The organism is Microbispora sp. H11081 (assembly GCF_012999535.1).
GTDB lineage: Bacteria > Actinomycetota > Actinomycetes > Streptosporangiales > Streptosporangiaceae > Microbispora.
In genome coordinates this window covers 73,614-96,731 of record NZ_JABBWV010000013.1, presented here as the reverse complement: position 1 = coordinate 96,731, position 23,118 = coordinate 73,614, and the positions used below count along the sequence as shown (strand labels likewise).

Annotated in this window: 32 protein-coding genes; 15 read left to right on the top strand and 17 right to left on the bottom strand. The window is 73.0% G+C overall.

Going from position 1 to position 23,118, the window contains the following annotated elements:
- Positions 1 to 10: 10 nt before the first annotated feature.
- Genes HHX31_RS26585 through HHX31_RS26570 form a run of 4 tightly spaced genes read left to right on the top strand, consistent with a single transcriptional unit; the run spans position 11 to position 4,147 of the window.
- Positions 11 to 991, top strand: coding sequence for a MinD/ParA family protein (locus tag HHX31_RS26585; RefSeq protein ID WP_169951284.1), 981 nt, complete (start codon positions 11 to 13; stop codon positions 989 to 991).
- Positions 991 to 1,746, top strand: coding sequence for a hypothetical protein (locus tag HHX31_RS26580; protein ID WP_169951282.1), 756 nt, complete (start codon positions 991 to 993; stop codon positions 1,744 to 1,746). Before HHX31_RS26585 ends, HHX31_RS26580 begins: the two co-directional genes overlap by 1 nt.
- An 18-nt stretch (positions 1,747 to 1,764) precedes the next feature.
- Positions 1,765 to 3,849, top strand: coding sequence for a hypothetical protein (locus HHX31_RS35305; RefSeq protein WP_169951280.1), 2,085 nt, complete (start codon positions 1,765 to 1,767; stop codon positions 3,847 to 3,849).
- A gap of 55 nt (positions 3,850 to 3,904) precedes the next feature.
- Positions 3,905 to 4,147 (top strand): CDGSH iron-sulfur domain-containing protein, encoded by a 243-nt coding sequence (locus tag HHX31_RS26570; RefSeq protein WP_249346645.1) that lies wholly within the window; start codon positions 3,905 to 3,907, stop codon positions 4,145 to 4,147.
- A gap of 25 nt (positions 4,148 to 4,172) precedes the next feature.
- Here HHX31_RS26570 and HHX31_RS26565 read toward each other — a convergent pair whose 3' ends face one another.
- The 14 genes from HHX31_RS26565 to HHX31_RS26500 form a co-directional block, all read right to left on the bottom strand.
- Positions 4,173 to 5,225 carry a glycosyltransferase family 2 protein gene (locus HHX31_RS26565; protein ID WP_211590363.1) on the bottom strand — a complete coding sequence of 351 codons (1,053 nt, stop codon included), beginning with the start codon at positions 5,223 to 5,225 and terminating at the stop codon, positions 4,173 to 4,175.
- An 83-nt stretch (positions 5,226 to 5,308) separates the two neighbouring features.
- Positions 5,309 to 6,304 carry an iron-containing redox enzyme family protein gene (locus HHX31_RS26560; RefSeq protein WP_169951278.1) on the bottom strand — a complete coding sequence of 332 codons (996 nt, stop codon included), beginning with the start codon at positions 6,302 to 6,304 and terminating at the stop codon, positions 5,309 to 5,311.
- A complete protein-coding gene (locus HHX31_RS26555) occupies positions 6,304 to 7,041 on the bottom strand; it encodes a class I SAM-dependent methyltransferase (RefSeq protein WP_169951276.1) in 738 nt (245 codons plus the stop codon). Before HHX31_RS26555 ends, HHX31_RS26560 begins: the two co-directional genes overlap by 1 nt.
- Before the next feature lie 39 nt (positions 7,042 to 7,080).
- Positions 7,081 to 7,317, bottom strand: coding sequence for a hypothetical protein (locus HHX31_RS26550; protein WP_169951274.1), 237 nt, complete (start codon positions 7,315 to 7,317; stop codon positions 7,081 to 7,083).
- Positions 7,318 to 7,412: 95 nt separating this feature from the next.
- A complete protein-coding gene (locus tag HHX31_RS26545) occupies positions 7,413 to 7,805 on the bottom strand; it encodes a gas vesicle protein K (RefSeq protein ID WP_169951272.1) in 393 nt (130 codons plus the stop codon).
- Positions 7,802 to 8,098 (bottom strand): gas vesicle protein, encoded by a 297-nt coding sequence (locus HHX31_RS26540; RefSeq protein WP_169951270.1) that lies wholly within the window; start codon positions 8,096 to 8,098, stop codon positions 7,802 to 7,804. Before HHX31_RS26540 ends, HHX31_RS26545 begins: the two co-directional genes overlap by 4 nt.
- Positions 8,095 to 8,916, bottom strand: a complete 822-nt coding sequence (locus HHX31_RS26535) for a GvpL/GvpF family gas vesicle protein (protein WP_169951268.1) — start codon at positions 8,914 to 8,916, stop codon at positions 8,095 to 8,097. Before HHX31_RS26535 ends, HHX31_RS26540 begins: the two co-directional genes overlap by 4 nt.
- Complete coding sequence (gene gvpJ / locus HHX31_RS26530) at positions 8,909 to 9,373, bottom strand: gas vesicle protein (RefSeq protein ID WP_169951266.1); 465 nt, start codon at positions 9,371 to 9,373, stop codon at positions 8,909 to 8,911. The genes HHX31_RS26535 and gvpJ (HHX31_RS26530) overlap by 8 nt, the downstream gene beginning before the upstream one ends.
- On the bottom strand, positions 9,370 to 9,795 hold the full coding sequence (gene gvpO, locus HHX31_RS26525; RefSeq protein ID WP_169951265.1) for a gas vesicle protein GvpO: 426 nt from the start codon (positions 9,793 to 9,795) through the stop codon (positions 9,370 to 9,372). The genes gvpJ (HHX31_RS26530) and gvpO overlap by 4 nt, the downstream gene beginning before the upstream one ends.
- A gap of 7 nt (positions 9,796 to 9,802) precedes the next feature.
- Complete coding sequence (locus tag HHX31_RS26520) at positions 9,803 to 10,036, bottom strand: gas vesicle protein GvpG (RefSeq protein WP_169951263.1); 234 nt, start codon at positions 10,034 to 10,036, stop codon at positions 9,803 to 9,805.
- Between the two features lie 20 nt (positions 10,037 to 10,056).
- Positions 10,057 to 10,848: a GvpL/GvpF family gas vesicle protein gene (locus HHX31_RS26515; RefSeq protein ID WP_169951262.1), complete on the bottom strand. Its 792-nt coding sequence runs from the start codon at positions 10,846 to 10,848 to the stop codon at positions 10,057 to 10,059.
- On the bottom strand, positions 10,848 to 11,264 hold the full coding sequence (gvpJ, locus tag HHX31_RS26510) for a gas vesicle protein GvpJ (RefSeq protein WP_169951260.1): 417 nt from the start codon (positions 11,262 to 11,264) through the stop codon (positions 10,848 to 10,850). Before gvpJ (HHX31_RS26510) ends, HHX31_RS26515 begins: the two co-directional genes overlap by 1 nt.
- A 54-nt stretch (positions 11,265 to 11,318) precedes the next feature.
- Entirely contained in the window at positions 11,319 to 12,770 is a 1,452-nt protein-coding gene (locus HHX31_RS26505) for an SRPBCC family protein (protein ID WP_169951259.1), read from the bottom strand.
- Between the two features lie 5 nt (positions 12,771 to 12,775).
- The gene (locus tag HHX31_RS26500; protein WP_169951258.1) at positions 12,776 to 13,333 is read right to left on the bottom strand and encodes a hypothetical protein; all 558 of its coding nucleotides are present in this window, start codon (positions 13,331 to 13,333) and stop codon (positions 12,776 to 12,778) included.
- Between the two features lie 348 nt (positions 13,334 to 13,681).
- Between HHX31_RS26500 and HHX31_RS26495 the strand changes: the two genes are divergently transcribed.
- Genes HHX31_RS26495 through HHX31_RS26470 form a run of 6 tightly spaced genes read left to right on the top strand, consistent with a single transcriptional unit; the run spans position 13,682 to position 16,220 of the window.
- Complete coding sequence (locus HHX31_RS26495; protein WP_169951256.1) at positions 13,682 to 14,158, top strand: Asp23/Gls24 family envelope stress response protein; 477 nt, start codon at positions 13,682 to 13,684, stop codon at positions 14,156 to 14,158.
- Positions 14,155 to 14,487 (top strand): hypothetical protein, encoded by a 333-nt coding sequence (locus HHX31_RS26490; protein WP_311932251.1) that lies wholly within the window; start codon positions 14,155 to 14,157, stop codon positions 14,485 to 14,487. The genes HHX31_RS26495 and HHX31_RS26490 overlap by 4 nt, the downstream gene beginning before the upstream one ends.
- A gap of 6 nt (positions 14,488 to 14,493) precedes the next feature.
- Positions 14,494 to 14,679 carry a hypothetical protein gene (locus tag HHX31_RS26485; RefSeq protein WP_169951145.1) on the top strand — a complete coding sequence of 62 codons (186 nt, stop codon included), beginning with the start codon at positions 14,494 to 14,496 and terminating at the stop codon, positions 14,677 to 14,679.
- Positions 14,676 to 15,014, top strand: a complete 339-nt coding sequence (locus tag HHX31_RS26480) for an Asp23/Gls24 family envelope stress response protein (protein ID WP_169951255.1) — start codon at positions 14,676 to 14,678, stop codon at positions 15,012 to 15,014. Before HHX31_RS26485 ends, HHX31_RS26480 begins: the two co-directional genes overlap by 4 nt.
- Positions 14,989 to 15,597, top strand: a complete 609-nt coding sequence (locus HHX31_RS26475) for a DUF6286 domain-containing protein (RefSeq protein ID WP_169951253.1) — start codon at positions 14,989 to 14,991, stop codon at positions 15,595 to 15,597. Before HHX31_RS26480 ends, HHX31_RS26475 begins: the two co-directional genes overlap by 26 nt.
- 47 nt (positions 15,598 to 15,644) lie before the next feature.
- The gene (locus HHX31_RS26470) at positions 15,645 to 16,220 is read left to right on the top strand and encodes an alkaline shock response membrane anchor protein AmaP (RefSeq protein ID WP_169951251.1); all 576 of its coding nucleotides are present in this window, start codon (positions 15,645 to 15,647) and stop codon (positions 16,218 to 16,220) included.
- 42 nt (positions 16,221 to 16,262) lie between these two features.
- On the opposite strand, the gene HHX31_RS26465 is transcribed toward HHX31_RS26470, so the two are convergent.
- Positions 16,263 to 16,634, bottom strand: coding sequence for a DUF488 domain-containing protein (locus HHX31_RS26465; RefSeq protein ID WP_169951250.1), 372 nt, complete (start codon positions 16,632 to 16,634; stop codon positions 16,263 to 16,265).
- Positions 16,635 to 16,821: 187 nt separating this feature from the next.
- Here HHX31_RS26465 and HHX31_RS26460 point away from each other — a divergent pair, with 187 nt between their 5' ends.
- From HHX31_RS26460 to HHX31_RS26450, 3 genes are all read left to right on the top strand, one after another.
- On the top strand, positions 16,822 to 17,955 hold the full coding sequence (locus HHX31_RS26460; RefSeq protein WP_169951248.1) for a GH12 family glycosyl hydrolase domain-containing protein: 1,134 nt from the start codon (positions 16,822 to 16,824) through the stop codon (positions 17,953 to 17,955).
- A 283-nt stretch (positions 17,956 to 18,238) separates the two neighbouring features.
- Positions 18,239 to 19,171, top strand: coding sequence for a GerMN domain-containing protein (locus HHX31_RS26455; RefSeq protein WP_169951247.1), 933 nt, complete (start codon positions 18,239 to 18,241; stop codon positions 19,169 to 19,171).
- 257 nt (positions 19,172 to 19,428) lie between these two features.
- On the top strand, positions 19,429 to 19,797 hold the full coding sequence (locus tag HHX31_RS26450) for a group 1 truncated hemoglobin (RefSeq protein WP_169951245.1): 369 nt from the start codon (positions 19,429 to 19,431) through the stop codon (positions 19,795 to 19,797).
- 50 nt (positions 19,798 to 19,847) lie between these two features.
- Here the strand turns inward: HHX31_RS26450 and HHX31_RS26445 are convergent, their stop codons facing one another.
- Positions 19,848 to 21,026, bottom strand: coding sequence for an ImmA/IrrE family metallo-endopeptidase (locus HHX31_RS26445; RefSeq protein WP_169951244.1), 1,179 nt, complete (start codon positions 21,024 to 21,026; stop codon positions 19,848 to 19,850).
- On the bottom strand, positions 21,013 to 21,810 hold the full coding sequence (locus tag HHX31_RS26440) for a hypothetical protein (RefSeq protein WP_169951242.1): 798 nt from the start codon (positions 21,808 to 21,810) through the stop codon (positions 21,013 to 21,015). The genes HHX31_RS26445 and HHX31_RS26440 overlap by 14 nt, the downstream gene beginning before the upstream one ends.
- A gap of 139 nt (positions 21,811 to 21,949) precedes the next feature.
- Here HHX31_RS26440 and HHX31_RS26435 point away from each other — a divergent pair, with 139 nt between their 5' ends.
- Positions 21,950 to 22,879 carry a DUF72 domain-containing protein gene (locus HHX31_RS26435; RefSeq protein WP_169951241.1) on the top strand — a complete coding sequence of 310 codons (930 nt, stop codon included), beginning with the start codon at positions 21,950 to 21,952 and terminating at the stop codon, positions 22,877 to 22,879.
- Positions 22,879 to 23,067: a DNA-binding protein gene (locus tag HHX31_RS26430; RefSeq protein ID WP_169951239.1), complete on the top strand. Its 189-nt coding sequence runs from the start codon at positions 22,879 to 22,881 to the stop codon at positions 23,065 to 23,067. Before HHX31_RS26435 ends, HHX31_RS26430 begins: the two co-directional genes overlap by 1 nt.
- Positions 23,068 to 23,118: the final 51 nt, after the last annotated feature.

The following is a 23,118-nucleotide window of genomic DNA, read 5'->3' as shown; positions in this document are numbered from 1 at the left end:
AGGACCCGACATGACAGAGATCCACACTTCGGTGCCTACTCCCGCCGAGCAGTTCCCGGAGAGCGTGCCTCTCACGGCGGAACACCTCTTGACCAACCGCCGTACCGAGCCCACCGGCGGCTGGCGGCGGCTCGTCTACCAGCTCTCCGGCGGCCGGATCATCCCCTCCGAGTCCGCGTCGGAGGTGGAACGCCGCACGCTCATCGCGCACGCCCAGACACCCGTCGCCAGCGGTCATCACAGGATCGCGGTCATGAGCCTCAAGGGCGGGGTGGGCAAGACCACGACGACGGCGGCGCTGGGCAACACGCTCGCCTCACTGCGCGGTGACCGGGTGATCGCCATCGACGCCAACCCCGACAGGGGGACCCTCGGCATCAAGGTCAAGTCGGAGACCGCGGCGACGATCAGGACGCTCCTGGCCGAGGCGCCGCACATCGTGCGGTACGCCGACGCCCGCGCGTTCACCTCGCAGTCGTCCGCACGGCTGGAGGTGCTCGCCTCCGACACCGACCCGGCCGTCAGCGAGGCGTTCGACGCGGAGGACTACCGCACGGTCGCCAATCTGATCGAGCGCTACTACTCGATCTGCATCACCGACTGCGGCACCGGGCTCCTGCACGGCGCGATGGGCGCCACCCTGGAGCTCGCCGACCAGATCGTGCTGGTCACCATGGTCGCGGTGGACGGCGCGAGCTCGGCCGCCGCGACCCTCGACTGGCTCACCGCCCACGGCCACGGCCACCTGGTCAAGAACGCCATCGTCGTGCTGAACGCGGTCGAGCCCAAGTCGCACGTCGACGTCGACCTGCTCGAACGCCACTTCTCCGGGCGCTGCCGCACGGTGGTGCGGGTGCCGTTCGACCCCCACCTGAAAGAGGGCGCCGAGGTCGACCTCGCCAGGCTGCGGCCCACCACCCGCGGCGCGTACCTGCGTCTCGCCGCCGCGGCCGGGCAGGCGTTCGGGCAGCGGACGGACCGGAGCAAGTAGTGGGACCGGTCATCCCCGATCCGGCGCTCGACTGGGACCTGGGACCACCACGACGGTGGGATCCCCGGCATCTGGTCGTCGCCATCGCGGGGGTCGTCACCGTGATCGCCGTCGCGGTGATCGTGCTGCAGACGCGGCAGGTGGAGGCGCCGTCACCCGCGCCGGCGCGCGTCGCCGCGCCGACCGTCGAGATGGCGGAACCGGCCGGTTTCGAGGGCGACGGTGGCTACCCCGTCGGTTTCCCCCAGACCGAGGTCGGGGCGGCGTCCGCCGCGGCCGCGGCCCTGGAGGCCGCCTGGACGCTCGACGTCGGCCAGGCCGAACAGGCGGCGGCGCTGTACGCCCCGCCTGACCAGCGTGAGGAGGCACGCGAGGGTGCGCGCGACGCCGTACGCGGCTGGCGGGAGACCCTCGGCCTCCCCGTGGAAGGCGATCTTCCCGCCGGGGCGGCCCTGCGTACGCAGACGATCGGCGTCCAGTGGAAGGTCCGCTCCGAGGACCAGGTGCAGGTCTCGGTCCTGGTCCAGGTGACGGCGACCAAGGGGGCCGGCGCCACCGGCCCCGTCTATTCCAGTCCCTACGCCATGAGCCTGCTCATGGCCTGGAAACCCGATATGCGCGGCGCGGACAAGGGCGACTGGGTGAACATCCCCGACCCGACGCCTCCGTCCGTGCCCGCAGCCGCTCTCCCCGGGACGCCCGAGTTCGCCGCGGCGGGCTGGAAGTCCCCCATCGGTCCCCGGCCCACTCCCTAGATCGAGGAAGAGCCCTCCATGACCCCCCGAGTATCCACCCGGCGCGCCACCCTGGTCTCCGGCCTACTCCTGGCCGCGGTCTCCGCGACCGCCGGCGCCGTCGTCGCGCAGCCCTGGGCCGCGGCGGCCGAGCCCGGCTTGGACGCGCCTCCATCCGTGGAGGGCGCCGGCCCCGTGGCCGCGTCCTCCTCCGACGAATCCGCGGACGCGTCCGCGGATTCGTCATCCTCGTCCTCCTCTTCTGATTCCTCTTCTGATTCCGTCTCGGACTCCTCCTCCGGAGGCTCCGGGAGCGCACCACAGCAGGCCGCGCCCGACCCGCAGCCGGTGAACAAGGCGGGCTCCGGCTCGTCGGGCGGTTCCCATCACTCGTCGGGCGACTCCGCCGGTCCTCCCGGCCCGGCTCATGACGACTCCTCCGGTGTCGCGTCGGGCAGCGGCGGGAACGCACCCGGCGGGAAGGCGTCCGACGGCGCGGGGAACGCGTCCGGCGGCGACGCCGGGCCGAACGTCGCGGTGGAAAAGAAGGCCGGCCCCGATTCCTCCGGTGACTCGACCAGCCAGGACTCCGCCGGGGGTTCGGGCGGCGCCTCGGGCAAGTCGCACGACTCCGGCGGGTCCGCCTCCGGATCGTCCGGTGGGTCCCTGGGCGCGGGTTCCCCCGACGCGTCGACCCGGGACCGGGCGGGTCACGAGTCGCGCAATCGGGACGCCGGCGACCGAGGCCACGACCGAGGCCACGACAGAGGCGATCGCACGGCCCGCGAGTCCCGTGACCACACCAGAGGAGACCGGGCGACCGGCACCTCAGGTCACACCGGAGGCTCCACCTCGCCGGGTGGCACGGCGAAGCAGGGTGGCACGGCGAAGCAGGGTGGTGCGGCGAAGCCGCCCGCCCCCTCAGAGAGCAGCGCTCTCGCGAAGAAGGCTCAGCCGACGCCGAATGGGCAGGAGAAGCCGGAGCCGAGCGGCGGGCCCGGCACCACCCAGACCCCACAGCCGACGGCCACCACCTCAGCACCGGGACAGGGTGAGGGGGCGCCGGGGCCGACCGCGAGCGGCGCACCCACCGCGACCTCCGGCCCCGCCGAAACCCACAAGCCCGCCGAAACCCAGAACCCCGCAGAGACCCACGCTCCGGCGGGGCCCCCCGCACCGGCCGAGAGCGAGGCTCCCGCGCCCGCGCCGAGCGGGGTCACCGCCACGGCGACGCCGGAGATCACCCCGGCGCCGGCCGTCTCGGTGAGCGTCCCGCCCGACCAGGGCACGACGCCGAGCGTCCAGCCGAGTTCCACGGTCACGGAGAAGCCGGCCGACCAGTCGACATCAGAGCCCGGCGACAAGCAGACGACCGAGCCGACAGACACATCCAGCGAGAAGCCCACAGACAAGCCGACAGACAAACCCAGCGACAAGCCGACGGCCACGGCCAAGCCCCCGGCCAATCCGCCGGCCAAGCCCCCGGCGCGGAAGCCGCAGCCTCGGGCGACCGCGGCCGTCACCTCGACCGCGCTGCCCACGGCCGCCCCGGCCGCCGGTTCCTCGGCGCCGCGGGCCGCGAACGGCTCCGCGAGGTCGGCACGGACGACCTCCCAGGCCGCGCCGGGGCTTCCGGGCCGTTCGATCTGGGGGATCCCCCGGCCGGAGCTCACCGAGCGTGCCCTGGCGGCTCCGGCGGGCGCGCAGCCGCCGGCCGCGTCCCTGGTGATCCCCGGATATCTGCCGCTGCCGCCGCTGGTCGCGCACACGCGGCACGAGTGCGGGGACGCGGGGGCGACCGACTGCTGGAGCCTGGCGCCCTGGCGGAGCCGTACGTCCGGGCATTCGCCCGCGTTCCCCGGCGGCGAACAGGTGGCCGGTACGGCGACGCCGCGATGGGCCTTCGCCCCGCCGAGCGCCAAGGCGGAGGCCGCCGCTACGCCGGGCGTGCCCGGCGCGTTCACCGCACCGTTCACCGCGCCGTTCGCGGCATCGGTGTTCGCGGCGGACGGATCGGCGGTCAGCGGATCGGCGGTCAACGGGTCGGCGGTGAACGCGTCAGCGGTGGAGCGGGCCGGGTGCTGGGCCTTCAGCCCTTCCGCCCACTGCGCGCGATGGGACTGACCATCCGTCGCCGACCAGGTGTTATGCCGTCACCGTACCGGGCAGGCTGCTCCGCATGGAGCCCATGGCGGAGGACCCGGCCACGGTGACGGCGGTCACGGTGACCCCATGCGAGGACGGCCCGCTGCTGGTGCGCGGGCCGTTCACGTTGACGACGCAGGACGGGCGGCGCATCGACCCTGGCAGGGCCACGGTCGCGCTGTGCCGCTGCGGCCGGTCCTCGGCCAAGCCGTTCTGCGACGGCTCCCACAAGGCGGTCGGCTTCCGGGCGACGAGCGAGCCCGACCCGCCCGCCTGACGGGCGGCCGGGGGCGCGGACCAGATCAGCAGGGCAGGCGGCCGGACGCGGTTCCGACGGCGAGCGCGCGGCGACGGAGCCGGCGCGTCGAGTGGGCGGCCGTTCGCAGGCGCCGTCCGGCGTACGGCACGCCGCCGAGCAGGAGCCTGGCGGCCAGGGCCGCCCAACTGCAGGTGGCGCGTTCGGCGACCCACACCGGGGCGAACAGGCTGGACGTGGCGGGGAAGACCCGGCGGCCCCCGGCGCGGCGGCGTCCGATCTCGGCCAGGCCGACCACCATCGCGGCGCCCACCGCGATCAGCCCCGGCCTGCGCCGCCACAGAGCCACCCCCACGGAGGGGAGGACGGCGAGGAAGGCCGCCATCCGTACGGGCTGGGCCAGGTCGTCGTACGCCTGCCGGACCCGCTGGGACCAGAACCGCCGGGTGCCGGGCGGCAGCCGCCGCACATAGAGGTCGAGCGGGCGGACCTCCCGCCCGCCGTGGGCGCGGACGGTGCGGATGAGCTCAAGGTTCTCGAACAGCACGTCGCCGTCGTAGCCGCCCATCCTCTCGAACGTCGAACGGCGCACGCCGAACGTCCCCGGGTAGTCCGCGCCGAGGCCGCGGTTGAGCAGGGTGCGGGCACTGTCCCAGCGGGCGTGCCAGGGGAGCGGGTGGAAGTGGTTCTGCGGGCGGACGAGGTCGGCGTGGCCGAGCAGGGCGTGGACCCGGGCGAGCGCGTCCGCGTCGTAGCGCACGTCGTCGTCGGCGATGACGACGTGCTCGCCGCGGACGCGGCGCATGCCGGTCAGCACGCCCGCCACCTTGCCGTTCGCGACCCGCAGGTCGTCGTCGGGCCGCACGTGCTCGGCGACGACGCCGCGCCACGCGCGCGTGTGCCGTTCGAACAGGGGCGACGGCGAGCCGTCGATCACCACGATCCGGGCATGCCGGGCCAGGCCGCGCAGATAACCGGTCAGCTCCGCGAGGCCCGCGTCGTGGTCCCAGCGCAGGGGCAGCACGTAGTCGAGCGCCGCGCCGACGTGGCCGGGGCCCGGCCCGGCGGAGGCGGGCGGCCGCACGAGGCGAGACGGCACGAGGCGAGACGGCACGAGGCGAGACGGCACGAGGCGAGACGGCACGAGGCGAGACGGTGCCTGCGAACGGCGGCCGAGCGTGGTCACGGCGTCGCCACCTCGGCGTCCGCACGCCACAGGGAGGTGCGTCCCTCCCGCCAGCGGCCCAGCAGGTGCTCGGCGAAGAGCCGGTCGAGGGTCAGCGCGCAGGCCGCGCCGAACAGGATGTCCCCGGCCAGGGCCGGATGCTCGGCGGCGAACGCGCCGCACATGTCGTGCGCGGCGATCTGCTCGTGTACGGCGTCGGCCTGCACGTGCTCGTCGTAGTAGCGGCGCGTGCCCGAGTCCCCGCCCAGCCGTCGCAGGCCCTGGCTGTAGCGGCGGTTGGGGATCGACGAGGTCATCTCGAACGCCGCGAGGTGCCCGAGCAGGGCGGCCCGGTGGCGGCGGTGCAGCCCGAACAGCGACATCACGTTGCTGATCGCCAGCGTCACGCCGGGAACGCTGCCCAGGTAGGCGCCGTAGGCGTCGTCGAGGCCGAGCCCCCGCATGGTCGCGCGGAACAGTTCGGAGTGCATGCGTTCCGGCCTGCCCCCGCCGTACTCGTCGGACTGGATCTCCACGAGCGCGGCCTTCGGCCTGCCGAGCAGGCGCGGGATGCCCCAGGTGTGGGGGTCGGCCTCTTTGAGCTGGTAGACGGAACGGTGGATCACGAACTCGCGGAACAGTTCCGCGTCGGCTCCCGACCGCAGGAACGCCGACAGCGAGGGGCCGTCGTCGGCCGCCACCAGCGCCGCCAGGGCGCGGGGCACCTCCCGCGGCGGGGGAGCGGCCGGGCGGGGGACGCGCCGGGTCAGCCAGCGCCAGAAGCCGCCTTCCAGGCGCTCCCGCAGGGCCAACACCGACGGGTTCCACTCCCAGCGGTCGTCGACCTCGTCGAAGCCCTGGTAGTGCAGCTCATAACAGGCGAAGAGCGCGAGCTGGACGTCCTCCCCGGCGCCGTACGGGACGGTGGACGGCGGGTCGAAGTCGTGCGGCGGCCGGGTCAGCTCCGCGAAGAGCCGGTCGGTCAGCGGGCCTCGGGGCGCGGGCAACTGCATCAGCTCTCCAGCAGGCGGTAGACGGACACATGGGCGCGGCTGTCGTCGGTGAACGGAGCACCGGACCAGTCGGCCCAGCGGTGCTCGCGCTCCATCCCGGCGAGGCGGGCCATGAGATCCAGCTCGCACGGCCAGGCGTATCGGTGGTTGGCGGGCAGCAGCCGCAGGCCGTCCGGGGTCATCCGCAGCCGCGTGGTGTGCATGAACTGCCCGGCCGGGCTGAGCCGGGCGGCCTCCACGACGACCTCGTCCTCGCCGAGCGACAGCAGCCGCAGCGCCGTCCGGTCCCGGAAGGCCCCCGGGTCGGGCACCCATGCCTCGACCACGAAGCGCCCGCCCGGCCGCAGGTGGGCCGCCGCGTTGCGGAAGCACCGCACCTGGGCGTCCTGGGAGGGCAGCGCGAAGACGGTGTTGAAGACCAGCAGGACGAGCGCGAACCTTCCCTCGACGCGCACCTCGGAGAAGTCGCCCACGGTCACCGGGATGCGGTCTCCGCCGGGCTTGTCCCGCAGGACCGCCACCATGTCGGCGGACCCGTCGACACCCGCGACCGTCAGGCCGCGCGCGGCGAGGGGGAGCGCCAGCCTGCCGGTGCCGATGCCGAACTCCAGGACGGGTCCTCCCTGGGCCAGCAGGAAGACACGTTCGACCGCGGGTCCGGTGGGCAGCCGCTCCACCATGTCGTCGTAGATGTCCGCGATGGTCCGCCCGTACGCGGCGGCGTCAAACTCCCCCATGTGTTCCCCCTGCCTCGCGGGGGCGGCCCGGCCGTCATGTCACGCCCCCAGGTCACGGGCCACCGTGTCGAGCCGGTCCGCGAGCTCGCCGAGCCGCAGGTCGTCCACCGGGTCGTCTCCCACCAGGTCCTTCAGGTCGCGCCTGCTGGCGATCACCAGGCCCTCGGCCCGTTCCGCGGGCACGACCTCGCACCGCCCGCCCACCAGCACCAGCGTCGCGTCGGGCGACGGCGACTCCAGCAGCGCACGGACCTCGTCCCGGCCGACGACCCTCATGACGACTCCCTCCGTCCCGATCGCTCCGTCCCGATCGCTCCGTCCCGATCGGTTCCCTCCGCCTACCCCCGCCACCTGGCCGTACACGCCGGCGATTACGGCGCGTCCGTGGGCAGCAGCGTGCCGAGAGGCCCCAGGTCGAGGTTGAGATCGGACGGTGAGACGTCGAACCGCTCGCACAGCTCGGTCATGGTCTCCTCCAGGCGCATCAGCGTCAGGCCCAGCGTCTCGACCTGCTCGTCCGACAGGTCGCCCTGGTCCATCCGCCGGATGGCCTGCCGTTCCACGAGCTGGCGCACCAGCTCGACGAGCGTCAGCACGAGGCGGCTCAGGTCGCGCCGCACCGCTTCCGGGTCGGTGTTCAGCCGCCAGGGGGCCGTTCTCGCGGTCTCCTCCACGCCGCCCGCGCCCGCTGTGCTGTCCGTCTCGGCGGGCGCGCCCACCCGCCACGGTCCCTCCGGGGTGTCCCACGCTCCGTTCCCGTTCATCCCCGCTCTCCCTCCTGCCGCGGCCGACGCCGCCCGCTCTCCGCGTCCGGCTCGCCGAGCGGGTCGAACGGCTCGGTGCCGCGTACGGAGCCGAGCAGCGCACGCAGGGAGATGCGGACGAGGTCGATGTCGGCGATCGACAGCACGATGTCGCCGGTGATCACCACGCCCCCCGCGAGCAGCCGGTCGAGCAGGTCGACGAGCGCCACGCGCTCGGGCGGCAGGCGGCCCCCCGCGGCGAGGGCCTCCCCCCGCCGCTCCGGCAGGTACGCCGGGGTGCCGCCGGGCGTCATCGCGTGTCTCCGGAGCGGCTGGCCTCGAGGTCGATCGAGGTGAAGGAGTAGGGCGCCCACGGGCCGGTGAGCTCGACGTCCAGGAACCGGTCGGGGAAGCCGCCGAGCACGGCGGCGAGTTCCTCCTCGCGGGCCGGGTCCACGAGGTAGGCGCCGTTGAGCACCATCGCCTCGCTCCGCCCGGACAACTTGGGGTCCTGCGGGCGGTGGCGGCGGCTCGCCACCGCGACCCGCGCCAGTTCGGCGTGCAGGCGCTCAGCCCGTTCCGCCGCCGCGCGCCACAGGTCCTCCCTGCCGCGCAGGTTCTCCTTCTTCCTGCGCAGGTACGCCATGCCGGGGTTCTCGTCACCGGTCGTGGCCGTGGTAGTGGTGGCAGAGGGCTCCGGGGTGGCGGGCTGCCTGCGCAGGTACGCCTTGACGCCCCACTCGCGCCGTCCCGCGACCCGCGACAGGATCTCGGCGAAGTCGTCGTGCAGCCGGTCGAGCAGGTCGCGCACCTGTTCCTCGCCCGAGTAGACGGTCACTAGGCGCACGGGTGCCGTCGGCCCGGCCGCCGCCAGCGTCTCGACGACCCGGTGGTGGGCGCGGGCGACCTCCTCCACCCATTGGAGGTCCTCCAGCGAGCGGCGCAGCGGTTCCTCGCCGAAGCGGTCGAGCGGCACGTCGCTGACGTGGGCCACGAGCCCGCCGCGGGGAACGGGCCGCACCTCGGCGTCCATGACGCCGCGCAGGTTACGAGGGGGCTGTCCCTCGGGCGTCACCGCGTACAGGTAGAGCCCCCGCGGGTGCCCGTTCGCGGCCGGGCGGCTCTCACTCACGACCCGGCTCCGTTCCCGAAGGACGGCCGGGCCGCCGGGCGGGGGCCCCGGCCTCGCGCTCGCCCGAGCGTTCGCCCGAGCGTTCGCCCGAGCGTTCGCCCGGTTCGAGTTCCGTCCGCTCCTCCCAGGCGAGCAGGCGTTCCTCGACCGCGCTCAGGCGCTCGCGGAGCCGCCGGTTCTCCTCGACCAGTTCGCGGTCCTTGCCGCTGAGCCACGGGTCGCGCTCCCACCAGTCGATGCCGATCTCCCGCGCGGTGTCCACCGAGGCGATGACCAGCCGCAGCTTGATGGTCAGCAGTTCGATCTCCAGCAGGTTCACCCGGATGTCGCCGGCGATCACGATGCCCCGGTCGAGCACGCGCTCCAGGATGTCGCCCAGGTTGGTCGACTCCCGGCCCATCACGGGCGACGGCGCGTACGACTCGCGCATGACGGGACGCGAGCGGGGATCGGTCATAGGCCACCGCCGTAGGCGCCGGTGCCGCGCCGGTAGGTCCTGGTGCGCCGGTAGGCCAGGAGATTCCCCTCGTCGTCCACCTGGCACTCGTAGATCGACAGCATGTCGCCCGAGGACGGGATCCTGCGGTCCTCGACGACCTCCACGTCCACCAGCCAGCCGTTCTCCACGGGTTCCACCGACGTGACCCCCTCGGTGTCCTTGGCCGTCAGGTCCGCGATGTAACGCAGGCCGAGCCGGCCGGCGGACGCCGCGTTCAGCGCGGCCCGGCGCCGGCGCGGCTCGGCCCTCCGCCCACCCGTGTCCTCGTCCTCGTCCTCGTCGTCCGACGCGTCGTACGGCCCGTCCTCCCCGGCGGGCACGCCGGAGGAGGCCCGCCGCCGGGCGTCCTCGTCGTACCGGGCTCTCCACCGGGGAGGCATGCGACGCTCACCCCCTCCGCGGGCCGCTCATGAGCCTGAGGATCTCCTCCACGGCCTGGGCCTCCTCCTCTTCTGAGATCCGGCCCGAGCGCCTGGCCTCCTCGACGGCCTCCAACCGGCGCCGGACCGCCGCCGGATCCCTGAGCTCGTGCTCGACCTGCTTCTGGATCAGCTCGCCCAGCCGGATCACGCCGTGGACCGGGGCGAGCGGCCACGTGAACAGCGCACTGATCAGTCCCACGGCGGCATCCCCCTTACGAGTCAGGTGGTGACGAAGTCGTACGGCGCCATCGGCCCGAGCAGGCGGACCTCGACCCGGTCGCCCCACTCGGAGCGCAACTCCCCGACGGCACGGGTGAAGTCGGCCTGGCGGTCGTTCTCGACGAGGAACGCGACGTGCGCGGCGTCCCGCTCATGGCTGGGGTCGCGGACGACCACGCCGTCGCAGAACGGCTCGAAGCGTTCGATGACGGCCTGCGTGTCGGCCTCGCGCTTCGCGGCGATGATCTGGGTGATCAGCTCGCCGAGCCGGATCCTCTCGCTCCGCGTCACCTCTTCCGGCAACTGCGCGATCCGCTCGCGCAACTGCCTGGCCTCGGCGTTCCCCGTCAGGATCTCGATCAGCACCGGCTGCTCGGCGTACCGCGCCTTGAGGACGAACTGGGCGCGCCCCTCGATCTGCTTGAGGGCGGCCGCGAACGAGTCGTGGTGCGGGGCCAGCAGTTCCTCGACGACCGCCTCGGGCGTGGTCATCACCGCGCCGAACCGCAGGGGGAGCACGGGGACCTCGGCCGCGGCCTCGTCGAGCAACTGCTCGTGGGCCACCAGGTCCTGCGCGCGGCCGAGGGGGCGGTCCGCGTCGACGTCGCTCACCAGAGCGGCGATCTCGCCGTGGCGGACGACGGTGACCCGGCCGGGGGGCTCGCCCACTCCGACGGCCTCCTCGTCGATCTCCACGTCCTCGGGGAGGATGCCGTAGACGTAGCACGCGGTGGTGCGCCGGGGCGCCTCGGCCCGGTCACCGGTCCCGGACTGCCTGGTGGAGCCCGACATCAGTCCTCCTCCCTGGTGCGACGGCGGGCACGCGGGGCGGGCCGCTCGTCGGCGTAGCTCGCCAGCATGTCCTGCAGCTTCTCTCCGGCCGCCTCGATCACGCCCTGGGCCACGCCCTTGGACTTGCCGCGCGCGATGCTCTGCGGCGCGCTCGACAGGAGGTCGGGCAGCCCCTGTTGCTGGGATGCCAGGTCCAGCCGGTTCACCGCCTCGGCGAAACGGAGATAGGTGTCGACGCTCGCGACGACCACGCGTACGTCGATGGTCAGAATCTCGATTCCGACCAGTGAGACCCGGACGTAGGCGTCGATCACGAGGCCCTTGTCCAGGATCGTGTCGATGACGTCGGCCAGGCCCGATCCCGACGACCGGCCCGGCAGTCCGCCGCCACCCGCTGGTGGCACGGCTACCGTCATGCGCTTCCCCTCCTCGACTGTGTGTTGTGTGCGATCAGCGGCCGCGTACGGCCGCTACTGCGCGGGCCGGCGGCGCCGGATCAGCGGACGGCGCGCGGGTTCGCGCGACTCGCCCTTCTCCTCGGGCTCCTCGCCCCCGCGCGTCTGCTCGCCCCCGCGCGTCTGCTCGCCCCCGCGCGTCTGCTCGCGCCCGCGGGCCTCGCCGCGGGACTGCCCGGCCTCCGCTCCGCGCCGCCGTTCGGGTGCGCGCGTGCCGCGCTCATCGCGTTCACCGCGCTCCCCGGGCCCGGCCGGGCGCCTCCGGGTGGCCGCGGGCCCGCCCTGCCCGCCGGCGGCGGCTCCGGCGTACGCGGGCGTGCGTGCCCGCTCCCGCTCCCGCTCGTACGGCTCCTCCTCCTCCTCGGAGGGCTCTTCCTCGGCGAACTCCTCCTCGCCGGGCTCTTCCTCGTACGGCTCCTCCTCTTCTGTCGGTTCCTCTTCGACCTCCGCTGCGCTCTCTTCGGCGCCCTCCTCGCGTTCGCGCTCCTCGCGCAGCGCCGTCTCGTGGTCCTTGACGACCTGGCTGTCGCGGATCTCGCCCCGCCAGCCCTCGACGTCGTCGGGGTTCAGCAGGGCGCTGGTCATGACATGCCGTCTGAAGTGCTTGAACTCGAGCCGGACCCGGCGGCCCTGGGCCCGCCACAGGTTCCCCACCCGCTCGAAGAGACCCTGCGGGTGATACTCGACGACGAGGAGGACCCGGGTCAGTTCTGGGGAGATCTCGTGGAAGGTCACGCTGCCGTCCGGGTAGCCCTTCGGCCCCTGGGAGCGCCAGATGATCCTGCTGTCGGGGACCTGCTCGACGATGGTCGACTCCCAGGTGCGGTGGGACCAGAAGATCTGGGCCTTCCATCCGAGCTTCTCGTCGGACTTCTGCTCGACGGTCTCGACCTTCTTCATGAAGCCCGGCCAGTCCTCGAACTGCGTCCACTGGTTGTAGACCAGGCGGATGGGCGCGCCGATGTCCAGCGACTCCACGATGTTGGTGACCTTGAGCTTCTTGGCCTTGCCGCCCTTGCCACCGCCGCCGCCGCCGAACAGGCCCTTGATCTTCTCCTTGCCGTACGCCATGAGGGCGGCGCGCACCGGGTGGCCGCCCCCGCCGTCCTCGGTGAGGGCGCCGAGCAGGCCGCCCGCGCCCGTCGCGCCGAGCCGGTCGGCCATCGTCTTGAGCACTCCCCGGGCATCCCGGCCGCCGGTGAGGGCGCCGAGCACGCCGCCGAGCGCCTCGCGTCCGCCGCCCGGTTTTCCGGTGAGCGCGCTGAACAGCCCGGAGCCGCCGTGTTCCACGTAGTCGGTGAGCCGGCCGGCCAGGCCGTCGATCTTCTCGGTGACCCGGGAGAGTGCGCGCTCCGCGACGGCCGTGGCGAGGTTCTGGAACTCCTGCCCGAGCCGCTGGGTGGGCAGCGTCTCCTCGTCCGGCGCTCGCGCGCCCTTGTCGAGGTGGCGTGTTGTCTGTTCGGTCATCGGTCTCACCTCCTCCGCAGCACGGGACGGGTGGGACGGATCCGGGGCCGCCGCTCGCGGGGCCCTGACTCCTCGCGCTCGGGCTCCTCTTCTTCCTCCTCCTCGTACTCGTCTTCCTCGTCGTAGGCCTCTTCGGGTTCGGGCTCGCGCCGCGGCGGGCGGCGGCGGGGCGGACGGCGGCGGCTCTCCTCCGGCCGCTCCTCCTCTTCTTCCTCTTCCTCCGCGGCGGCCCGGCCCTTGCCCTTGGGCTGCCGGAGCGCCTCGGCGCGTTCGTGCAGCTTGTCGCTCAGGTTGTCGATCTGCTTGCTGGTGGCGCGCATGGCCGCCGCCTTGCCGATGTCCAGCAGGTCGCCGCGCACGCGTTCAGTGATCTTGCCGACGTCTGGGGCGGCGCCGCCCAGGATCTTGGGGACCTGTTGCAGCAGGGCGCCCGCGGCTCCTTCTCCCTTGAGGCGGGCGACGAGGATGGCGAGCGCCAGCATCAGGGCGAAACGGAACTTCTGGTGTCTGCCGAGGTAGTAGCCCGCGATGACCGCCAGAGCCACCTTCAGTCCGTCTTTCATGTTCGCGCCTCCCACTGGCCCGCCCCCGAAACGCCGGCCCCCGAGCCGACCGCCCGGCTCACCACGCGGCGCTGCGACCCGACTGACCCGACTGAACGGTATGAATGCCCTAGACGGGCACAGAAAAACTCGATCTCGGACATACCGGACAGTTTTGGTCAGGCTTGATCTCTGGGTTCTGGACTGCCGAGCCTGCGGCGTCGAGGGCTCACCGCTCTTGGGGGGTTCAAGGGTCACCGGTGACCCAACCTCGCCCTGCCTGCGCTGATTACTGTGAGCAGGGTGGGTATCACGGGCATGTATCGGCGGTAATCGGCATAAACCGCGCGTACGAAGCAGGGGAGTCACATGACCGAAACCAGAACGCCGACCGCGGTCGTCGAGCAGACGTCCGGACGGCCTTTCGGGGTGCAGGGAGGCACCGGCCTGGTGACGGAGCGGGGCCGCACCACGATCGCCGACGGGGTAGTCGCGAAGATCGCCGGAATGGCGGCACGTGAGATCGACGGAGTCCACGACTTCGGCACCGGCACGGCACGCGCGTTCGGCGCGATCAAGGGCGCGTTCGGCGGCGAGGACGGCGTCACCCGCGGCATGGCGGTGGAGGTCGGCGAGCGGCAGGCCGCCGTGGACATCCACCTCATCGTCGAGTACGGCGTGGCGATCCCCGACCTCGCGCAGGCGGTGCGGGCCCACGTGATCCGCGCGGTGGAGCGCATGTGCGGGCTGGAGGTGACCGAGGTGAACATCGCGGTCGACGACGTCCACCTGCCGAGGCAGCAGGAGTCTCAGCAGTCCGGAGAAGGGGAGCCGCGAGTCCTGTGAACACCGTTCCGGAGCAGGCGCGAACGGAGCGGGCGGACGAGGAGCGTGAGGTGCTCGCCCGGCGGATCGCCGACCGCGTGCTGTCGTGCGCCGACGTCGCCGACCTGTCCAAGGGGCCGTTCGGGGCGGTCGCGACGTACCTGCCCGGTGGGCTGGTCCCGGGCATCGCCGTACGGGACGACAGGGTCGAGGTCGACATCGTCGCCCGCTACGGCAGGCCGCTGCCGGAGGTGGCCGACCTGGTCCGCGACGCGATCGGCGACCTCGCGGGCGGCCGCAGGGTGGACGTGACGATCGCCGACGTGGTCACTGACAGTGGGAAGGAATGATCGATCATGGAAGGGTATCCGGTGTGGGCCCTCGCGGGACTGCTGTTCGGCACCGTGCTGGGGATCGTCGGGGCCTTCGGCGGCCTCAACGCGTTCCTCATCGTGCTGGTCCTCGGCATCGTCGGCTTCTTCGTCGGCATGGTGCTCGAAGGCGGCGTACGCCTGCCGCAGATGCACCCGAGGCGGCAGTGAGCGTGCCGGAGGGGCACGGGACGACGACGATCTCGGACCGCGCCTTCACGAGGATCGCGGAAAGGCTGGCGAGCGAGGACGAGCAGGTGACCGGCCGGCCGCACGTGACGGCGTCGGTGAGCGGGGCGGTCGCGGCCGTCCACTACGACCTGGCCGTGCGCTATCCGGCGCCGGTGCCCAGGCTGGCCGCCAGGCTCCGCGAACACGTACGGCGGCGGCTGCGGGAGCTGACCGGCATCGCCGTCGAGAACGTGGACATCGAGGTGGTCGAACTGGTGCGGGAGCGGCACCCGGGGCAGAGGAGGGGCGATGACCGAAGGACGAGACCCGTCTGAGCACATCCCGTTCTTCGTCCCGACGCGGGGCTTCGAGGGCGCGAGTGCCACCCGGGCCTTCCGGCCGAACCGAGGGCTGCCCGCCGCCGTCGCCGCGCTCGCGCTGCTCGCGATCGGCGGGCTGACCGCCGTCCACGTGGTGTCCGCGCTGCTGGGACGTCCCGTCCGCGTCGTGCCGTACGAGCAGTGGGCGCGCTGGGCGAGCACCACGGCGTGGCAGGACGGCCGGGCCCTCGCCGTGGCGGGCGCGCTGATGCTGATCGGCCTGGTGCTGATCCTGATCGCGGTGGTTCCCGGGCGGGGGCGGATGGTCGCGCTGCGCACCGGTGACCCCGACCTGGTGGTCGGCCTGCCGCGCCGGGCGCTGGCGCGGGCGCTGAGAGCCAGGGCGAACGCGGTGGACGGGGTACGCGCGGCCGGAGCGCGGATGCGCGGCTGGCACGCGGACGTGTCGGTGCGCACCGACCTGCGCGACACGGCGGCGCTCGCGGAGCGGGTGCGCGCGGCGGTCGGCGACGAACTGTCCCGGCTCGCCCCCGCCCATGGCGTCTCGCTGCGCGTCCGGGTACGCGGGCCGTCCTGAACGTTTCGCTGCACACGCCGCGGACAAGCGCTGGAGGAGGCAAGGCTGTGAGGACGAGAACGGGCATGGGCCACCGTGTGGGGCTCGCGCTGTGCGGGCTGGTGCCGCTGGTCGTGGGCGGCCTCGCCCTCGCGCGGGGGCTCGGCGCCTTCGGCGGCGCCGCCGCGCGACGCCCGGTGCTGGACGCGGGGACCCGGAGCTTCGCGGCGACGACGTCATGGTTCTGGCCGGTCGTGGCCGCCGTGGGCGTCGTGCTCGGGCTCATCGGACTGGCCTGGCTGCTCGCGCTGCTGCGGGTCGACCGGCCGCGCCGGCTGCGCCTCGAATCGGGCACGGACGGGGTCACCGAGGTCGACGCGCATCCCGCGAGCGTGGCCCTGGCCGAGCAGGTCGGCGCCTATCCCGACGTGCGCAGGGCGCACGCCGTGCTGCGCGGCCCTTCCGACCACCCGCACCTCGACCTGGGCGTCTCCGCCAGGGAACCGGCCGACCTCGGGGCGCTGGTCACGCGGTTGCACGACGAGGCCGTCCCCGACCTGCGCACCACGCTCGGCCTGCGCCGCCTTCCCGCGATGGTGCGGCTCGACCTCACCGGCGCCCGCAGGACCCGTACGGTCCACTGAGCCCCGCCGCTCCTGAGCCTCGCCTGAGCCTCGCCGTTCCGGTCAGGCGCCGGAGCCCTCCCCGGATTCGGACAGGACCTCGGCGAGCACGGCGGCCTGGCTGTGCTCGACGTCCCTGGTCGCGGTGAGCAGGGTCAGCGGCCCCTCGTCCCTGAGCCGGCGCAGCCGGTCCAGTGCGGCGTGCCGCTCGGGGTCGTCCAGTTCGGCGAGATAGCGGCCGCGGAACTCGGCGAACCTCTCGGGGACGTGGCCGTACCAGGTGCGCAGGGCACCGGACGGCGCGACTTCCTTGGCCCATTCGTCCAGGTGAGCGGCCTCCTTGGTGAGGCCGCGCGGCCACACCCGGTCGACCAGGACGCGCGTCCCGTCCCCCGGCGCGGGGTCGTCGTACACGCGGCGGACCGTGACGGCCATCGCCTCACCTCCTCCTGCGGCCATCCTCCCCGCCGGGGCGGCGGCGTACGCCGGAAGCGGCCGGACAGAAGATGTCAGTGAAAGTTTCACCCACAGTAAATCCGTTGTCGCTGGTGGCAATTTCGTCCACATTGTCGATTAAAAGAGCCCATGTCACCCGCCTGGGCCTGGTGCCTATGGTCCGGGCATGAAGATGCGAATGATCACGGCGGGCCTCGCCATGCTCGGCTCCGTCGCCGCGTCGCTCGTCGTCGGTCAGGCGGCCCACGCGGACACCACGATCTGCGAGAAGTACGGGTCGACCACGATCCAGGGCGGCAAGTACGTCGTCATCAACAACGTCTGGGGCAGCGACGCCCAGCAGTGCATCAACGTCACGAACACCGGCTTCACGGTGACGCAGGCGGGGCACAACAAGGCGCAGAACGGCGCGCCCGCGTCCTATCCCGCGGTCTACGCCGGCTGCCACTACGCCAACTGCTCCAGCGGCAGCGGCCTGCCCCTCGCGGTCAGCGACAGCCAGTTCAACACGGTGCAGACCAGCGTCAGCATGACCTACCCCGGCTCGGGGATCTACGACGCCGCCTACGACATCTGGTTCGACCCCACGCCGCGCAGGGACGGCCAGAACACCGGCGCCGAGCTCATGGTCTGGCTGAACCACACCGGCTCGGTACAGCCCGTCGGCTCCAAGGTCGGCACGGTCAACCTGGCGGGCGCGACCTGGGACGTCTGGTTCGGCAACACCGGCTGGAACGTCGTCTCCTACGTCCGCACCTCCCCGACGAACTCCATCAACTTCGCCGTACGGACCTTCTTCGACGACATGGCGAACCGGGGTTACGCCCAGAGGTCGTGGTATCTCACCAGCGTCCAGGCCGGCTTCGAGCCCTGGGTGGGCGGCGCGGGCCTCGCGGTGAACAACTTCTCCTACAGCATCGGCGGCGTCGTCCAGAGCCCCTCGCCGAGCCCCACCGTCTCGCCGACCGGCGGGAACGGCAACGGCGGCGGCGCCTGCCGGGTGAGCTACAGCAAGAACGAGTGGCAGGGCGGCTTCACCGGCGACGTGACCGTCACCAACACCTCGTCCAGCCCGGTGAACGGCTGGAACGTCGGCTTCTCCTTCCCGAACGGCCAGCGGATCACCGGTTCCTGGAACGCCGACGTCACCCAGAGCGGGTCGTCGGTGACCGCGAGGAACCTGTCGTACAACGGCTCCATCCCGGCGGGCGGCAACGTCTCGTTCGGCTTCCAGGGCACCTGGAGCGGCTCGAACGGAAACCCGACCGGCTTCACGCTGAACGGCACCCGCTGCTCCTGACCCGTTCCTGAGCGACACGCGCCGCCGGAGAGACGTCTCTCCGGCGGCGCCGCTTGTTCGGCCGGGCGCCGACGCCGATCAATAGGCCGGCCGGAGCCGCATCAGGCCCCCAGGCGTCGCATACGGCCCACGGCACGCCCAACGGGAAGGGAAGTCGGGCCGAAAGGCCCGTCACGCCTCCATGCCCACCTGGGGATACTGCAAGGAGGCGCCGGCGCGGAGTCAGGTCCGGCGCCGTTCGCGGGTCCCCAACCCGCGGGAGCAACCCGGCACAGGAGCCCTCATGTCTCTGTCCCCCAAGCGCACACTCGCGGCTTTGGCCGTGCCGCTGGTGAGCGCGACCACCCTGCTGGCGGTCCCGGCCACCCCGGCCGCCGCCAAGCCCGTCCCGTCGGCCGCCGCCGTCCAGGCGGCCCCCCGCGTCGCGACCCTGGTCGACGTGCGCGCCTCGCACCACCCCGGGCTCGACCGGGTCGTCTTCGAGTTCCGCGGGCCGCTCCCGGCACGGCGGAGCGCCGGCTACGTGTCCCGGCTGATCGCCGACGGCTCGGGCCGCACGGTCCAGGTGGCCGGTGACGCGATCCTCGGGCTCCGCTTCGGCGGCGCGGCCGGCCACGACCAGAGCGGCCGCCCCACCTACGGGCCCAGCCGCCAGACCTTCGCGCTGCCCGGGGTGATCCAGGTCGTCAACGCGGGCGACTTCGAGGCCGAGCTCACGTTCGGCATCGGCCTGGCCAGGAAGTCGTCCTACCGCGTCTACACCCTCACCCGCCCGAGCCGGGTGGTCGTGGACGTCAGGACGCCCTACCGGACCCTGCCGGTGCGGACGTACTTCCTCGACTCCCGCGCGTACGCGGCGGGGCGTCAGCCGTACGCGGTGCCGGTGTCGCGGCCGGTGACGCCGCCGTCCACCGCGCGCGGCGCGCTCCAGCGGCTGTTCGCCGGGCCGACGCGGGCCGAGTACGCGAAGGGCCTGCGCTTCGTCGCCTCGGGAGCGACCGGTGTCCGCTCTGTCGTCGTCAAGGACGGGGTCGCCCACGTGCGGCTCACCGGCCGGGTCGCGAGCGGAGGGTCGGCGTTCACCGTCGCCGACCTGATCAAGCCCACGCTCAAGCGGCTGCCCGGCATCCGCTGGGTGAAGATCTACGACGCCCAGGGCCGCACCGAGCGTCCGAAGGGCCGCTCGGACTCCATCCCGGAGAGCCTGGAACCGTGACGGAGTGACGGAACGAGGGCCGGGGCACACACCCCGGCCCTCGTGTCCGGAGCCGCGCGCGTCGGCGGCCGGGGGGTCCCCGCACCGTCCGCGGCACCGAAGGCGCTCCGTGCCGTGTTCTCGACCCGCCGTCCTTTTCCGGCGCGTCGCCCGGGTGAGCGGCAGGCCACGCACGTATTCCCAGCCTGTCATCGGCGCGTAACAACTCGTGTTGATCATCGTGGCACGAGGTCGCACCGGTGTGGGAGGAAAAGCGTATGGCGTCCATTTTCGAGCGGATCGGCGGTTCCGACGCGGTCGCGGCCGTGGTCGACGTTTTCTACACGCGGGTCGTCGCCGACCCGATGCTGCGCGGCTACTTCGCGGACGTGGACATGGCCCAGCTCAAGGCCCACCAGCGCAGCTTCGTCGCCGCGGCGCTCGGTGGCCCGCAGGAGTACCGGGGCATGACGATGGCCGAGGCGCACGCCGGGCTCGGCATCACCGCCGAGGAGTTCGACCAGGTCGTCATCCACCTCGCAGGGGCGCTGGAGTCGTGCGGCGTCGACGCCGAGACGATCGGGTCCATCGCCGGCGCGCTAGCGCCGCTGAAGGAGCAGATCGTGCGGAGCGCCGCCGCGGCCTGAGGCCGTCGCCGGCCGCGTCCATGGCCGGGGTGCGTGGCCGGCGATCACGGTCAGGGGACGAGTCTCAGCACCGGGCGGTGGGCGGGCAGGCCGATCAGCTCCCGCACCCTCGGGACCGGCCAGGCGAGCTCCCTGGCCAGCGCGGGCACGGTGAGCCCGGTCTCGGCCGCCGCCATCTCGTACGCCCTGCTGAGCAGGACGGGCTGCTCGCCTGGGTAGCCCGACACCGGTTCCGCGGCGAAGCCCGGCTGGTCGCGCAGCGCGGCGAGCCGCTGGTAGGCGCGCCCCGCCGCGGAGTCGGACAGCAGTCCCACCTCGCGGCACCGGTACAGCAGCGAGTCGACGGACACGCCCCAGACGCGGCGCAACTCCGCGAGCCGCCGCAGGTCGGCGCGGGCCGGCAGGCTCGGCAGGACGCTGTCGCGCGGGGTCAGGAACTCGGCGGCGAACGAGTCCGCCTCGCGCTCCTGCTGGGTGTCCCCGGCCGCGGTGTCCCCGTGCAACACCAGGTGTCCCAGCTCGTGGGCCGCGGTGAACCGGTGCCGGTAGACGTCGTCGAACCGGTTGGGCGTCAGCACGACGATGGGCCGGGGCAGGCTGGAGGTGGAGAACGCGTCCACCGTCACCGCGTCTACGTCGGCCTCGGGGAAGACGACGACGATGCCCCGGGACTCCATGTGCCGCACCAGGTGGCTGACCGGCCCGGTGCCGAGCCCCCAGTGCGCCCGCAGCGCGCGGGCCGCGCCCGCGGGGTCGCGCGGCAGCGCGGTGCCGGAGTCGACCTCGCCCCCGGCGAAGCCCGGCAGGTCGACGTGGGGGAGCCGCACCCGCTTCTCCAGCGCGTACGTCAGCTCCCAGACCTGTTCGACGAAGGCCACCGCCTTGGCCCGCTGGTAGGCCCGGGTGGATCGCAGGCTGCGGAAGTGGGCCATCGAGCCGTCCAGCTTGCCGTGCGGCCGGCCGGGCAGGAAGAACGCCGCGGGGACGGCGAGCACCTCGGCTAGGAGCGGAACGAGGTGGGGGCGCGGCCGGGTGACCCCGGCCTCGTACTGGCCGACCGCGGCGGGCGACACCCCGATGCGCTCGGCCACCTCCTTCTTGGTGAGCGCGGCCAGCCGCCGCGCCTGCGTGAGCCGCGTGCCGTCGAAGGCGTCCGCCACGGCCTGCGGGCTCGGCTCCGGCGGCGCCTCTCCTTCGCCGGCCGGGCGGAGCCGCCTACCGTCCTTCATGTGCCGCGGCGTCCGGTGCGTACGGCGCCTCGCCGGGCGTGGCCAGGCCCTTCGCGCGCTCGTGGCGTGGGCGGGGGTTCAGCGCGGGAGCGGGCATCGCGCCCCCGGAGAACGCGGACTCCTGTCCTGCCGGAACCGGCGTGGGCAGCCCGACAGGCAGCTCGGTGGGCAGGGCCCCGGCGAGCGGGATCTCCTCGTAGTGGTGCCAGCGCAGGCTGCCGGTGCGGTCGAGCAGTTCGGCCTCACCCCACCACGCGTCGAGGAGACCGGCCCGCGCGTTGCACGCGTACGCGATGAGGACGAGGCGGACGTCCTCGGGCAGCCGGGTGAGCGCACGGGCGGCCGGGGTCACGGGCTCGGGCAGGGCGGCCTCGACGCCGCCGAGCGTGAGCTGCTCGGCCCGGGGATCCGGGCCGAACCTGTTGAACAGGGCCTGGACCAGCCCGGACGGCCTGCCGTCGCCGATCCGGGCGTTGACCACGCTCACCGAGCGGTCCTTGGCGTAGCGGAAGGGGAACAGCAGGTTGCCGCCGAGCACGACGAGCTCGTGCTGCGAGCCGGGCGGCTTGATGATCTCCACGTCGGCCATGTCGGCGAAGGCGCGGGCGAGGGCCTCGAACTTGCGCGACATCAGCGTGAAGCCGAACGGATGGAGGTGGTCGGTCCGCGCCGTCCTCTGGGCGTCCTGGGCGTTCTCCAGCGCGAGCGCCAGCGCCTCCGCCACTCCCTGGCGGATCGACTCGGCGCGGGGTCCGAACGTCTCCAGGGCCCAGGTCGACGGCATCGCCACCTCCGGTGTGCATGCTCCGCGTGACCACCGGGACACCCGGAGCCACTTTACTTTCCAACATCATAGACCCGCCGGTGCTTCACAGGTCACTTCTGACGCACCCGCTCTCCGGCGAACGCGCCTATCGTGAGGTATGGGGACGATCCTGGTCGGCACCGCGTCGTGGACGGACAAGACGCTGCTGGAGTCGGGGTGGTATCCGCCCGAGGTCACGACGCCCGAGCAGCGCCTGCGCCACTACGCGAGCCTGTTCCCCGTGGTGGAGGTCGACTCGACCTACTACGCGCCGCCCGCCGAGGCCACCGTACGGCTGTGGGCCGAGCGCACACCGGCGGACTTCACGTTCGACGTCAAGGCGTTCTCGCTGCTCACGGGGCACCCGACGCGGCCGTCCGCGCTGCCGAAGGACCTGCGTCCGAGCGGCGGCGGCAAGAACCTGTACGCCCGCGACATCGATCCGAAGATCGTGGACCAGGTCTGGGAGCGGTTCGTCGCCGCCCTGCTGCCGCTGCGGGATGCGGGCAAGCTCGGGGCGGTGCTCTTCCAGTTTCCGAAGTGGTTCCCGATCGGCCGGGCGAACAGGCACTACATCCTCGAATGCGGGCGGCGCTGCGAGCCGTTGCGGATCTCCGTGGAGTTCCGCAACCACACGTGGATGAGCGAGGAGAACCAGGCGGAGACCCTCGACTTCCTCCGCTCGTACGCCATCCCGTACGTGTGCGTGGACATGCCGCAGGGCTATCCGGACTCGATCCCGCCGGTCGTCGCGGCCACGTCCGACCTGGAGATCGTGCGGTTCCACGGGCACAGCGACAAGTGGACGAGCCATGACATCCATGAGCGTTTCGGCTACCGTTACTCGCTCGACGAGCTGAGGAGATGGGCGCCGAGGCTGCGCGAGCTCGGCGGTCAGGCGGCCACGACCCACGTGCTGATGAACAACTGCTACCGCGACCACGCCCAGACCAACGCCCGCCAGCTCGCCGCCGTCCTGGCGGGCCTGCCGGACTGCGACGTACGCCCCCGGCCGGCCGAGGACGGGACCGACGAGGAGAGGGCCTGATGACAGAGTTGCCGAAGACCAGCGCCCCGGCCGCCCGGGCGCTCGCGGCGGCCGGTCACACCCGGCTGGAGCACCTGACCCGGGTGACCGAGGCCGAGCTTCTCGCGCTGCACGGCATGGGGCCGAAGGCGGTGTCCGTGCTCCGTCAGGCGTTGGAGGAACACGGACTTTCCTTCCACGAGGGCTGACGCCTGACGGCCGTGCTCCCTCGCAGGTGACGGTCTCGCCGGGCGAGTCCG